Below are 13,341 nucleotides of genomic sequence, written 5' to 3' on the forward strand. Positions count from 1 at the left end.
ACCAGACTAATTGAACTGACCGGTCAGTTCAATTAGTGACAATATTCTTTTAATCACCTCTAGACGTAAACCGCTTGATGCCTTTGGATGGTTCTTGGGGTGGTCTCGCTAATGCAGGAGAAAGTTCACCGGTGGTTCACCGAACTTTGATTACCTCGAGACCATAGCCATGGTTGCGATTACCTCGCCGCCTACGATCATCATCAGCTAAGGGAAAACATGAGCAAGAGGTCAACAACTCGCATTGCTGCAGTGTTCTTGGGAGGTGCCCTAGCGCTCTCATGCGTTTCGGTCGCCCAAGCGGACACTGTTGAAATTACCCCCATCGAACAGGTGCAAGGTACTGGAGCTAACTCGCCGATGGTAGGCAAGGACGCGACAGTGCGCGGTGTTGTCACCGGTGCCTATGCCGAGGGCGGGATTCGCGGATTTTATGTTCAGACCCCCGGCACCGGAGGCCAGTTGCCCACAGAAGGCAGCCCAGCGATCTTTGTCTATGCGCCTGATGAGGTTTCTTCGGTCCAAGTTGGAGACTATGTTCAAGTCGCCGGAAATGTCAGTGAATATTACGGGCTGACCCAGATCAAGGCCCAAGAAGTCACGCAGTTGAGCGAACCGGCCGAGAGCGTGAAGCCGTTGGCGGTGCCACTGCCTAATGGCGACGCGGCACGTGAACAGATCGAATCAATGCTCGTGGATCCGCAGGGAGATTTTACTGTCTCGGATAACTACTCGCTGAACCAGTACGGTGAGCTGAGCCTTGCGCAAGGAACCAGCTCAATCTTGCCCGGCGAAAAACTACTGCGTCAGCCTACCGATGTTTTTGCTCCCAATAGCGCAGACGCCAAAGCCTTGGCCGATGAAAATGAGCGGCGAGCCATTGTGGTTGATGATGGTGCCACCTTGAATTTCAGCACCGCCAAAAACACCTCCGTGGCTTTGCCATACATCGATGCCAAGCAGCGCGTGACCGTTGGCGCAAATGCCACGTTCACCTCGGCGATGATCCTGGATTACCGCTACGACCTGTGGCGGCTGCAGCCGCAGGGTCAAGTGATTGGTTCCAATGATGCTGATATCGCGCTGAACTTCGAGCAGATCAACAATGAAGCTCCCGAAGAGGTCGGCGGGAACGTGAGCGTCGGTAGCTTTAACGTGTTGAACTACTTCACTACTACCGGTGACCAGCTCGAAGGGTGCACCTACTACCGTGACCGTGAGGGCAACCCGCTCACCGTTCGTCAGGGCTGTGATGCTCGTGGCGCCGCCAACGCGGAAAACTTCAACCGGCAGCAGTCCAAGATTGTTTCGGCGTTGAGCAAGTTCACCGCGGACGTAGTGGTTCTGGAAGAAATTGAGAACTCAGCGCGCTTCGGCGAAGATCGTGACGCGTCTCTGGCTCATCTTGTTGATCAGTTGAACGCGGCTGCTGGTAGCAAGGTATGGAACTTTGTTCCAAGCCCGGCAACTGTGCCAGCTGATGAGGACGTGATCCGCACTGCGATTATTTACCGTGCTCAGGCAGTGAAACCAATCGAGGAATCTGTGATCCTGCAGGATCCTGCGTTTGATAATGCACGTGATCCGCTAGGCCAAGCCTTCCAAAAGGTTGGTGGAAATCAGAACACCCGCTTTGTGGTGGTCGCAAACCACTTCAAGTCCAAGGGCTCCGGACCAAATGATGGTTCGGGCAACGTGGACTCTGGCGATGGCCAGGGTGCCTGGAACGCGGACCGTGTTGAGCAGGCCAAGGCCTTGGTGAAATTCACCGAGGATCTTAAGATCTCCCGCAATACCAAGAAGGTGCTGCTTGCTGGAGACTTTAACTCCTATGCCGCTGAGGATCCAATCCGGGTTCTCAAGGATGCTGGCTTCACCGATTTGGGAGCTGCAGCTGACTCGCAGAGCTATGTTTATGACGGATTGAGCGGTTCGTTGGACCACATTTTGGCTTCACCGGAATTGGCTTCCAAGGTGACCGGTCAGGACATCTGGAACATCAACGCCATCGAATCTGTGGGCTACGAGTACAGCCGTCACAACTACAACATCACCGACTTGTTCACCGCAAATCAGTACCGCTCATCGGATCATGATCCGGTGTTGGTGGGACTCGAATTGAACAAGTAAGGCTAGTTTCTAGCAAACCGGAACGGCCAGGTGAACCCGCAGGCAGTGGGCATCTGGCCGTACTCGGTTTAAATTTGGGGTTGACAGAAAAATCGCTTCGTGGAGAATTGATGAAGATGTCTTGTGAGAGCGCTCACAAAACGAGAAGCGGAGCTGCTTTCATGACCATGGCAAGCAGGGTTCAGGGATGAACCCTATTCTTTTTGCCGTATTTTGAGAGCGCTCTCAAAATATTGAAGTACCCCACACTCGCACGAACCGAACTTGAATGGAGTCACCGTGAAGTCTTCACGAACATCTCGCCTTGCCAAGGTTGTCGCACTGACCTCAAGCATCGCCTTGCTCGCAGCAGGTTGCTCATCGGGCGAAAGCAAAGATGCCGCCCAGCCAGCTTCGGCGGATAATCCCGTCACACTGACCGTCACCACCTTCGGCACTCAGGGCCTTGACCCGCTGTACAAGAAATACGAAAAAGAAAATCCTGGCGTCACCATCGAAGCCACCAACATCGACACCGGTGGTAACGCACTGACGGACTGGAAGACCAAGCAGGCTGCCGGTGCGGGTCTGCCAGATGTTCAGGCCGTGGAAGAAGGCTGGCTGGGTCAGGTCATGACCGTCTCCGAGAGCTTCACCGATCTCAACGAGTATGGTGCCAAGGACATCTCAGCTGATTGGGTGGACTGGAAAGTTAAGCAGGCTACCGATGAGCAAGGACGACTCATTGGTTACGGCACCGACATCGGGCCGATGGGCCTGTGCTACAACTCCAAGCTCTTCAAAGCGGCAGGACTTCCGAGTGACCGTGAAAAGGTGGCCGAACTCTTCGGCGGCGAAGATGCCACCTGGGATGACTTCTTCAGCGTCGGCGAAGACTACGTCAAGAAAACCGACAAGGCCTTCTACGACCAGTCCGGCTTTGTCTGGAACGCCATGGCCAACCAACTCGATGAGGGCTACTACAAGGCCGATGGAACCTTGAACATCGAGGGAAATACGCAGCTGCGCGAACAATGGGACAAGCTCTCAGCCGCAGCAAAGAAGGGACTGTCATCCGGGCAGACCCAGTGGGACTGGGGTAAAGGACAGGCATTCATTGACGGTTCCTTTGCGGTTATGCCTTGCCCAGGCTGGATGCTCGGAAACGTCAAAGGCCAGGTTGAAGGAGCTGGCGGGGATTCCTCAGCTGGATGGGACTTTGCTGATGTCTTCCCCGGAGGCGCAGCTAACTGGGGTGGCGCATTCCTGACCGTACCTACCACCTCAAAGCACCCTGCCGAGGCGGCCAAGCTGGCCCAGTACCTGACCAACGCCACTTCGCAGGCTACCTCCTTCGAAACTGCCGGAGCGTTCCCGAGCAACGTTGAAGCACAGAAGTCCAAGGCCGTGACCGGTGAGAACGACCTAACGAAGTTCTTCAATGGAGCACCGATTGGTGAAATGTTGGGCCACCGAGCCGACGGAGTCAAAGCACAGTTCAAGGGCGCCGATGATTCGGTGATCCAGGAACAGGTCTTCGGGCCAGCAACCATCGCCATTGATAAGGGCACCGACGGAGAATCCGCGTGGGACAGTGCGCTGTCAACGCTGAAGGAACTGGAAATCAAGTAACTAAGTACCCTTCACCGCTCTGCGCGAGGGCGAAACCAACCACGGATTTCTTCCCTCGCGCAGAGGCACTGCAGCAGAAAAGACAACACAGATGAGTACCACGACACCAATGTCACGGCCCCACCTCAACACCGAACTACCGCGTGTAAGCACCGGTGAGAAGCTGGATGAAACTAAAGCGGAGCGAAGCATCAGACGGCGCCACTTCCGCGGACGGTTGGACTACAAATACTCCCCATATCTTTACATCTCGCCCTTCTTTATCCTCTTCGGTTTGGTCGGCCTCTTCCCGCTGGTTTACACCTTCGTGGTGTCGATTAATGACTGGGATCTGCTAGGCGGCGCCGGAGAATGGGTGGGACTGGCCAACTACAAGGCGGAACTAACTTCTCCACTGTTCTGGAATTCGCTGTTCAACACCTTCAGCATTTTCCTGCTCTCCTCCATCCCGCAGCTGGTCATTGCCACATTCATTGCGGCCATGCTTGACCAGAACCTTCGTGCCAAGACTTTCTGGCGGATGAGCGTTTTGGTTCCCTACGTGGTCACGCCGGTAGCGGTCACGCTAATCTTCTCCAGTGCTTTTGACGAAAAGTATGGGTTGATCAACAATCTGCTCGGCGCATTAAACATTGATCCCGTTGCGTGGAAAACCTCGGTCTTCCCATCCCATATGGCCATCGCGACCATGGTGAACTGGCGCTGGACGGGATATAACGCGTTGATCTTGCTGGCCGCAATGCAGGCGGTGCCGCGCGAACTGCACGAATCGGCAGCCATCGACGGTGCTGGAATGATCCGCAGGTTCTTCTCGATCACGTTGCCAAGCATCCGTCCAACCATGATCTTCGTAATCATCACCGCCACCATTGGTGGACTGCAGATCTTCACCGAACCCAAACTCTTTAACCCCAGCAGCTCGGTACCGGGAGGGCCGGATCGGCAGTATCAAACCACCGTTCTGTACCTGTGGGATCTAGCGTTCAACCGAGGTGACTTTGGTCGAGCATCGGCCGTGGCCTGGATGCTGTTCTTGATCATTATTGTTATCGGACTGATCAACTTCTTGGTCTCCGGATCAATAGCTTCATCTTCAGAAAAGAAAAAGGGACGAGGCACGAGTAAAGTGACCACAAAACGTGCCGGCCGCAATGCCCCACAAGCCCGGATTCAAAGCCCAGCAGGTTCAATGAAAGGAAGCAGCACCGATGAGTAACGCGACCTTACAACGAACCGTACGCACAAAGCCCACTCGGCTAGGGCTTAGCAAAAACTTCACCGCGGACCGTCGCCCAGGATTCCTTACCTATGGCATCTTGCTGGCCTTCCTCATCGGAAGCACCTACCCGCTGTGGTACTCATTTGTCATCGGTTCTTCCACCGGGGACGTTTTCTCCTCGGCATGGCCACCACTGTTACCGGGCGGGCAATTCTGGTCAAATGTTGCCCAAGTATTCGACTCGGTCGATTTTTGGGCGGCGTTGGGAAATAGCTTGATCGTTTCCTCGGTGATTACCTTCTCCGTGGTTTCTTTCTCAACCTTGGCGGGTTACGCTTTTGCCAAGCTGCGCTTCCGTGGACGAGAAGGGCTACTGATTTTTGTGGTTGCTACCTTGGCGGTCCCGACTCAGCTAGGCATCATTCCGATGTTTATGATGATGAAGCAGTTTGGCTGGACCGGCTCTCTAGGAGCCATTATGATCCCTACACTGGTAACCGCTTTTGGTGTCTTCTTTATGCGACAGTATCTGGTGGACAACATCCCGGATGAGCTGATTGAAGCCGCCCGTGTTGATGGCGCTTCGATGATTGGAACCTTCTGGCATGTGGGCGTGCCTGCTGCTCGACCTGCGATGGCGATCCTTTCGCTGTTCACCTTTATGACAGCCTGGACCGATTACCTGTGGCCTATGCTGGTAGCCCCACAAACACCAACCCTGCAGGTGGCGCTGAGCCAACTGCAATCTGCTCGATACGTTGACTACACCATCGTGATGACCGGCGCCTTGATGGCGACGATTCCTTTGCTGTTGCTCTTCGTTCTGGCAGGAAAACAACTTGTATCCGGAATTATGGCAGGAGCTGTAAAGGGTTAATGACTACTCACCTATCGCAACAGTTCGCGTGGCCCAAGGACTTCGTCTTTGGCTCGGCCACGGCGGCCGCCCAAATTGAGGGCGCCGGCCATGCATATGGCAAAGAAGACTCCATCTGGGATGCGTTTGCACGAAAGTCAGGTGCTATTGCCGGCGGAGAAAACCTTGAAGTCGCAGTGGACCACTATCACCGCTATCGCGAAGACGTGCAGCTCATGCGAGAAATTGGGCTGGACTCCTACAGGTTCTCCACCAGCTGGGCTCGCGTGGTTCCCGGCGGACGAACCGTGAATCAGCAAGGCTTGGACTTCTACTCTCGACTCGTAGATGAGCTACTAGACAACGGCATTTTGCCGTGGCTGACTCTCTATCACTGGGATCTTCCGCAGGCTCTGGAAGAGGGCGGGGGATGGACCAACCGCGATACCGCGTACCGGTATTTGGAGTATGCCGAAGCGGTCTACAACAAGCTCGGTGACCGGGTGCGACATTGGACCACCTTTAATGAGCCACTGTGTTCTTCGCTGATTGGTTATGCCGCTGGCGAGCATGCTCCAGGACGGCAAGAACCCGAAGCAGCCTTGGCTGCGATGCATCACCAGCACTTGGCTCACGGCTTGGCAGTACAGCGTCTGCGTGAACTCGGTGCGCAGGAAATCGGCATCACGCTGAACCTGACCAATGCGGTGCCGAACGACCCATCTGATCCAGTTGATCTTGAAGCAGCACGTCGTGTTGATGCCCTGTGGAATCGGATGTATCTGGACCCAGTCTTGCGTGGCTCCTACCCAGCAGATCTCTTGGAAGATGTCAGCCATCTTGGCCTGGCGCAGTTGATTCAGCCAGGAGACTTAGAGCAGATCAATCAGACCATCGACTTCTTGGGCGTAAATCATTATCACGATGACAACGTGTCGGGTCATCCGTTGCCTGAGGGGCAACCGGCTGCTGTGCAGCCTACAGATGCTGCCAAGTCTTCGCCTTTTGTGGGCAGCGAGTACGTGACATTCCCAGCCCGAGACCTGCCACGTACAGCGATGGGTTGGGAAGTGAACCCCGAAGGTTTACGCGTCTTGCTCAACCGATTGACTCAGGACTACGAGAACTTGCCTCCGCTGTACATCACGGAAAACGGGGCCTCGTATACCGACGTGGTGAGTGATGAAGGAACGATCGAGGATACCGAGCGCAGCGAATATATCCTGAACCATTTGGACCAGGTCGCTAAGTCGATTGATGACGGTGTTGATCTGCGCGGATACTTCGTGTGGTCGCTGCTCGATAATTTCGAGTGGGCTTGGGGCTATGACAAGCGGTTTGGAATTATCCACGTCGACTATCAAACTCAGGAACGGATCATTAAGAACAGCGGCAAGGCTTACGCCTCACTGATTGCCGCAAATCGTACAATGGCATAGCACTTGTTGATGATGGCCCGTAGCTCATTACCTGAGGTACGGGCCATCACGCACGCACGATGATCCGCTAACTACTCATACCTAGGCACAAGATAATGAGCATGAACGAATCGCGCAGACCGCAAGCAACACTGGAAATGGTGGCTGAACGCGCTGGCGTCTCGCGAGCTACGGTTTCACGGGTGGTCAACGGTTCGGATCGGGTTAAGGCTGACGCCAAAAAGGCTGTGGATCAAGCGATCCAAGAGCTGAACTATGTGCCCAATCGGGCTGCCCGCTCACTAGCGCAGGGCAGAACCAACTCCATTGCGTTGGTGGTGCCCGAAAATACAGCGAAGTTTTTTGCGGACCCGTACTTTGCCAAGGTCGTCCAAGGTGTCGCTCAATATGTGGCCGGCACCGAATTTATGCTCACCTTGCTGCTCTCTACCGAATCTGATCCAGCCAAAACGACCCGATACTTGCAGGGTGGAAATGTCGACGGCGCCCTGGTTCTTTCGCATCACGCGGATGACCGTTCCTATGCAGACCTAGCTTCCAAATTGCCAATGGTCTATGGCGGGCGCACCATGAGCACAGATCAAAACGAGATCTACGTGGTTGATATCGACAATATTGCCGCCGCTCGTCGGGCAACTGAGGTGATCATCGCTCAGGGGAGAACCAAATTAGCAATGATCGCCGGACCACAGGATATGGGTGCGGGCCTTGACCGGTTGGTCGGGTTCAAGCAGGGAGTTGAGGCTGCAGGCCTTGAACCTGTGGCTATCGAAATTGGTGACTTCACTCCGGCAAGTGGTCACCACATCATGGAACAGCTACTTGCGTCCCAGGTTTCGATTGATGGCTTGTTTACGGCCAGTGCGCAGATGGGTTTTGGCGCTTTGCAGGCGTTGCATGAAGCAGGCATTAATGTGCCGAAGGATATCTCCGTGACGACGGTGGATGATGATTCATTTTCGCGCAGTTCAAACCCGCCGCTCACGACTATTGCTCAATTCCCTGAACGGCAGGGGGAGATTATGGCCGAACTGCTGATCAAAAGGATTCAAGGCGAGAAGGTTCCGGCGTGGAGCATCATGGATACCAAGCTGGTGCTGAGGCAATCGCATTAATTGCGACGCCAAGGCGGTGACAGAAGTTGAAGGAAAGACAAAAAAATTCCCACTCGATTGAGTGGGAATTTCAATTTGTGCGCCCAAAGGGATTCGAACCCCTGACCTTCTGTTCCGTAGACAGACGCTCTATCCAGCTGAGCTATGGGCGCATATTTTATTGTTGTCGTCGTGACGACTTGAATAACTTTACACGAGAATTCAGCAGAGCAAAAACCAAATCGGCCAAAAGTGCCGTGATTCACAAGATGTCTGGTCGTGAGGGCATTGAAGCGTATAGAGATGGCTTAGATCAATGCTGCGTGGCCGGGTTTGAAACTAGCTGTGAAGGATCGTTTGATAGAGATTATGGTCTTGCCATCGCCCTGCAATTTTCAGGTAGTTTGGTGCCATCCCGATCTGGGCGAAGCCGTTGTTCAGCAACACTTTCTGCGAAGCAAAGTTGTGCAAAAGAGTGCTGGCTCCCAGGCGATGCAATCCAATGTTCTCCGCGGCTTCAATGCGCAGTGCGGCCACTGCGCGCGAGGCCAGTGCCTGCCCGGTGAAACGATGGTCAACCCAGTAGCCCAGGCTGGCACTTTGGAATGGCCCTCGAACAACAGACACGATATTAAAGCGACCAATCAGTTGCTGGTCGCGAAACAGCCCGTATGGATACGCCAGACCGTGTTCATTGGCCGCGAGAGTTTGAGAAATATTTTCTGCATGCCAGGCCTGCGTGAAAAAAGCATCTTCGCGTTCCGGATCCCAGGGGCGCAAGTGTTCGCGGTTGCGCACATAGGCTTCTGCGAGCTGGGCGGCGTCCGAAACTTCGAGCAAACGAAGGATCGTGCGTGAGTCGAGGGTCAATGTGGGCATCAACTTCTCCTTGGGATACAAAAAAATTCCCACTCGTTTGAGTGGGAATTTCAATTTGTGCGCCCAAAGGGATTCGAACCCCTGACCTTCTGTTCCGTAGACAGACGCTCTATCCAGCTGAGCTATGGGCGCATATTCTGTTGTTGGCTCGTTCTCACGAACCTCGAATTACTATACAGGTGGATTTGAGCATGTACAAATCGGCGGGCAAAGCTACCGCGTTCAGGTGAACAGACGGTTATGTGAAGCAAGCAAAAGGGTACCGGTCTACGTGACCTTCATCACATCTTTTCGTGTTTTCCACTTTCAAGTTCCCCGGAATCTCGGGATTTTTCAAGTTTTGCGTTTCCTGCCCACGCTTTGTTGCGGTCTCGATCACACCGTGAGCTCTCAGCGTTCACCCTAGCCTTGATTTATTGCTAGTTGAGTCCAATGGAGGGAACACATAATGAGCACGAGCTCGGATCAGACCGTAATCGACGCAGCAACTTCGCACAAGGAGTTGGCAAGCTGGGTCGAAGAAGTGGCCGCCTTGACGAAGCCGGATCGTGTTTATTGGGTAGATGGTTCAGCAGCAGAAGCCGAACGACTGAGTGCTGAACTCGTTGAGGCCGGAACCTTGGTTAAGCTGACCGATCCAAACTTCCCTAATTCTTACGCTGGTTTTTCGGACCCCAAGGACGTAGCGCGTGTAGAAGAGCGCACCTTCATCTGCTCGAAGAAGAAGGAAGACGCCGGCTTCACCAATAACTGGGAAGACCCAGAGAAGATGAAGTCCATGCTCAACGGCCTATTTGACGGTTCGATGCGCGGACGCACCATGTACGTCATTCCTTTTGTCATGGGACCGCTGAACGCTGAAAACCCTGCCTACGGCGTAGAAATCACCGACTCGGCCTACGTTGTTACCTCAATGCGCATCATGGCCAAGATTGGCGATGAAGTACTGCGCAAGATGGAAGCAGAAAACGCATTCTTCGTTCCAGCGCTGCACTCTGTAGGTGCACCGCTGAAGCCAGGCGAAGAAGACGTAGCATGGCCTTGCAACGAGGACAAGTGGATTGTTCACTTCCCTGAAGAGCGCTCCATCATGTCCTACGGTTCGGGCTACGGTGGCAACGCACTACTGGGCAAGAAGTGCTACTCCCTGCGTATCGCCTCCGCCATGGCTCGTGATGAAGGCTGGCTCGCTGAGCACATGCTGATTCTCAAGCTGACCAGCCCACAGAACAAGGCCTACCACGTCGCTGCTGCATTCCCATCGGCTTGCGGTAAGACCAACCTGGCTTTGCTGGATCCAACCATCGAAGGTTGGAAGGCTGAAACCTTGGGCGATGACATCAACTGGATGCGCATCGGCAAACAAGGCGAACTACGCGGAGTGAACCCAGAGTACGGTTTGTTCGGTGTGGCTCCAGGTACCGGTTGGTCCACCAACCCGAATGCTATGCGTGCCATCGCCAAGGGCAACAACATTTTCACCAACGTTGCGCTGACCGACGAAGGTGGCGTGTGGTGGGAAGGCATGACTGACGAGACCCCGGCACACCTGACCGACTGGTTGGGCAATGACTGGACTCCGGAGTCCGGTCGTCCAGCAGCGCACCCTAACTCGCGTTTCTGCACCCCGATCTCGCAGGTCGACATGCTTTCCGAAGACTACTACTCGCCAGACGGCGTGAAGATTGATGCCATCTTGTTCGGCGGTCGTCGTAAGACCACCATTCCATTGGTGACCGAAGCGCGCAGCTGGACCAACGGTATCTTCATGGGTTCCACCCTGTCCTCGGAGACCACTGCAGCTGCTTCCGGTGCTACCGGAGTGATTCGTCGCGATCCAATGGCGATGTTGCCATTCATCGGCTACAACGCAGGTGACTACCTGAACCACTGGGACAGCATCTCGGCCAAGCTCAACCCTGAGCAGATGCCAAAGATCTTCTTGGTGAACTGGTTCCGTCGCAACGCTGAAGGTGGCTTCGCATGGCCAGGTTTCGGTGACAACTCGCGTGTGCTCAAGTGGGCTATCGAGCGCATCGAAGGCACCGCGGATGCCAAGGAAACCATCATTGGTAACGTGCCAACCGGTGAATCCATCGACCTGACCGGCCTGAAAGGCTTCACTCCGGCTGAAGTTGAAGCCGCTGTGGCCGTCAACAAGGACGAATGGGCCGCCGAAGTTGAGGGCATCGAAGAATGGTACGCCAACTTCGGCGATGCACTGCCAGCTTCACTGCGTGCAGAGCTTGACGGTCTGAAGGAACGCCTGAGCGCATAAGTTCTCGAATAGATCAACATCGACCTTGCTCCTGGTTACTGAAAATCCAGTAACCAGGAGCATGGTCGTTTAAGCGCCGAAGGTGCGCGCCAAGCAATTGTCACAATCCGGGCACAGTTTTCCCACGCCGTGCAAAAGTGGGTGCAAAATCAACTAACTGTGAAAAGATAACTCTATGGTTTTGGCACGTTTAATCCTTGGGCTCCTATGCTTGTCGCCGATGACTGGTTATGAGCTCAAAAAGCACTTTGACTCCTCTATTAACCACTTCTGGAATGCAGATAAGGCGCAGATTTATCGCACCTTGGCGCAGCTGGTTGATAAGGGCTACGCCACTGTGCGTACGGTGCCTCAAAGCAATTACCCTGACCGCCAAGAGCACCACATCACCGAAGCTGGTCGCGAAGTACTGACCCTGTGGCTTTCGGACGGCCCGGTTGAATCCCCAGAACGCGACCCTTTTATGGGGCAGGTATTTTTCGCTGCGGAGCTCGAGCGCGAAGACATCGAAAAGTTGCTTGTAAAACGTCGTGAAGCAACCCAATTCATTCTCGACGATTACCTCTCCCAGCGCGAGGGGATCGACATGCGAGCTGCTGCTGACCGACGAAGCTTCCTCATGGCCGCAACCCTCGATAATGCAATCCGACAACAAGCCGCGCAGCTGGAATGGCTCGACGCGGTATTGGAGTACTTGCCATGACTTCTGCCAAAGATTCTGCATCAAAGCCTGCGCAGGGCGCTTTGCGTGATGCCACGGATTATCCTGAGGTCCACCCTGGACGTGCCGGGCAAAACCAACGCCATCCGCAGACCATCGTCTTCCTTCATGGTGGCAACGTGGGTAACTGGAGCTGGGATCCGCAGGTCTTGGCCTTTGGCGACTTTAATGTCCTCACCCTGCACCTTCCAGCCTTCGGTGCGCGGTTTGAAGAGACCTGGGAAGGCCTGGAATCAGCGGCTGATGACGTGGCCGCGCTGATTGCTGACGAGGTTTCAGAAGGTGGAGTGCACCTGGTCGGAATTTCGCTCGGTGGAGTGATCGCCTTGCATGTAGCTGCGCGGCACCCGGAGCTGGTGGACTCGGTAGTGATCACCGGTACGCCGGTGACCGGTGCAAGTACCGCGGCACGTACCTTCCACCGGATGCAGCTGAAGCTGATCGGCAGTGAATGGTACTGGCGCTTCCAAGCCGGCGCCTATGGCATGGTGGATGACGAACGCGAGCTTTTTGCCGAGCATGGTGTGAAACTCAAAGCTGAAAATATGCGTGCCATCATGAATGACTTGGATCCCGGGGGACTGCCTAAAAGCCTCGGAGCTTACCGGGGTCCAGTCTTGGCGCTGGTCGGTTCCAAGGAGCCAAAATTGGTGCAGAAATCCTTTATTGCCTTGCGTGAAGAGCTTCCACAAGCCATCACTCGGGTGGTACCGGGAATGCATCACCAGTGGAACATTGAGAATCCCATCCTGTTCAACTCGGTACTGCGCCGTTGGATCACCGATGGGGGACTGCACCAGATTCTGCTGGACCCGCAGGCCACCAAGCCGGCAAGGAACACCAAATCAACACCAGCGGAACAGGCCGCTGAAGTGCCGGTGAATCAGAGCCAAGAAACCGGAGAATCGACGCCGCCACTTCAAGAGGACGGACAGAAGAAACTTGGCAGGTTCACCGGGAAAAGCAATCCGCGAAAGCTGGACTCGAAGAAGTTCGATCTTAAGAAGAAGGGACCGCAACGGGGCGATACGCCGGAAGATGCTGCGGATACCGGAAAATAGAAACAAAAGTGCTGCAGGTGAATTCGCTGGATTCACCTGCAGCACCGCTCTGC

General features: G+C 54.6%; 10 protein-coding genes and 2 tRNA genes. 9 read left to right on the plus strand and 3 right to left on the minus strand.

Annotation, left to right across the window (positions count from 1 at the left end; genetic code table 11):
- The first annotated feature begins 219 nt into the window (after positions 1-219).
- The 6 genes from ACT3RW_RS02435 (at position 220) to ACT3RW_RS02460 (ending at position 8,370) form a co-directional block, all read left to right on the plus strand.
- Positions 220-2,130 carry an ExeM/NucH family extracellular endonuclease gene (locus ACT3RW_RS02435; protein ID WP_444612706.1) on the plus strand — a complete coding sequence of 637 codons (1,911 nt, stop codon included), beginning with the start codon at positions 220-222 and terminating at the stop codon, positions 2,128-2,130.
- 279 nt (positions 2,131-2,409) lie between these two features.
- Positions 2,410-3,741, plus strand: a complete 1,332-nt coding sequence (locus tag ACT3RW_RS02440) for an ABC transporter substrate-binding protein (RefSeq protein ID WP_444612707.1) — start codon at positions 2,410-2,412, stop codon at positions 3,739-3,741.
- 91 nt (positions 3,742-3,832) lie between these two features.
- Positions 3,833-4,957 carry a carbohydrate ABC transporter permease gene (locus tag ACT3RW_RS02445; RefSeq protein ID WP_444612708.1) on the plus strand — a complete coding sequence of 375 codons (1,125 nt, stop codon included), beginning with the start codon at positions 3,833-3,835 and terminating at the stop codon, positions 4,955-4,957.
- Positions 4,950-5,837, plus strand: coding sequence for a carbohydrate ABC transporter permease (locus ACT3RW_RS02450; RefSeq protein ID WP_444612709.1), 888 nt, complete (start codon positions 4,950-4,952; stop codon positions 5,835-5,837). Before ACT3RW_RS02445 ends, ACT3RW_RS02450 begins: the two co-directional genes overlap by 8 nt.
- On the plus strand, positions 5,837-7,255 hold the full coding sequence (locus ACT3RW_RS02455; protein WP_444612710.1) for a GH1 family beta-glucosidase: 1,419 nt from the start codon (positions 5,837-5,839) through the stop codon (positions 7,253-7,255). The genes ACT3RW_RS02450 and ACT3RW_RS02455 overlap by 1 nt, the downstream gene beginning before the upstream one ends.
- 95 nt (positions 7,256-7,350) lie before the next feature.
- Positions 7,351-8,370, plus strand: a complete 1,020-nt coding sequence (locus ACT3RW_RS02460) for a LacI family DNA-binding transcriptional regulator (RefSeq protein WP_444612711.1) — start codon at positions 7,351-7,353, stop codon at positions 8,368-8,370.
- Positions 8,371-8,448: 78 nt separating this feature from the next.
- On the opposite strand, the gene ACT3RW_RS02465 is transcribed toward ACT3RW_RS02460, so the two are convergent.
- The 3 genes from ACT3RW_RS02465 to ACT3RW_RS02475 form a co-directional block, all read right to left on the minus strand.
- A tRNA-Arg gene (locus ACT3RW_RS02465) sits at positions 8,449-8,522 on the minus strand.
- A gap of 166 nt (positions 8,523-8,688) precedes the next feature.
- Positions 8,689-9,228 carry a GNAT family N-acetyltransferase gene (locus tag ACT3RW_RS02470; RefSeq protein WP_444612712.1) on the minus strand — a complete coding sequence of 180 codons (540 nt, stop codon included), beginning with the start codon at positions 9,226-9,228 and terminating at the stop codon, positions 8,689-8,691.
- Positions 9,229-9,286: 58 nt separating this feature from the next.
- Positions 9,287-9,360 (minus strand) — tRNA-Arg (locus tag ACT3RW_RS02475).
- A gap of 316 nt (positions 9,361-9,676) precedes the next feature.
- On the opposite strand from ACT3RW_RS02475, the gene ACT3RW_RS02480 reads away from it, so the two are divergent.
- The 3 genes from ACT3RW_RS02480 to ACT3RW_RS02490 all read left to right on the plus strand — a co-directional run bounded on the left by ACT3RW_RS02480 (position 9,677) and on the right by ACT3RW_RS02490 (position 13,288).
- Positions 9,677-11,506, plus strand: a complete 1,830-nt coding sequence (locus tag ACT3RW_RS02480) for a phosphoenolpyruvate carboxykinase (GTP) (protein WP_262198466.1) — start codon at positions 9,677-9,679, stop codon at positions 11,504-11,506.
- 175 nt (positions 11,507-11,681) lie between these two features.
- Positions 11,682-12,209 carry a PadR family transcriptional regulator gene (locus ACT3RW_RS02485; protein ID WP_131090415.1) on the plus strand — a complete coding sequence of 176 codons (528 nt, stop codon included), beginning with the start codon at positions 11,682-11,684 and terminating at the stop codon, positions 12,207-12,209.
- Positions 12,206-13,288 (plus strand): alpha/beta fold hydrolase, encoded by a 1,083-nt coding sequence (locus tag ACT3RW_RS02490; RefSeq protein ID WP_444612713.1) that lies wholly within the window; start codon positions 12,206-12,208, stop codon positions 13,286-13,288. The genes ACT3RW_RS02485 and ACT3RW_RS02490 overlap by 4 nt, the downstream gene beginning before the upstream one ends.
- The last annotated feature ends 53 nt before the right edge of the window (positions 13,289-13,341 follow it).

The sequence above is a fragment of the Glutamicibacter sp. AOP5-A2-18 genome (genome assembly GCF_052446055.1).
Lineage (GTDB): Bacteria > Actinomycetota > Actinomycetes > Actinomycetales > Micrococcaceae > Glutamicibacter.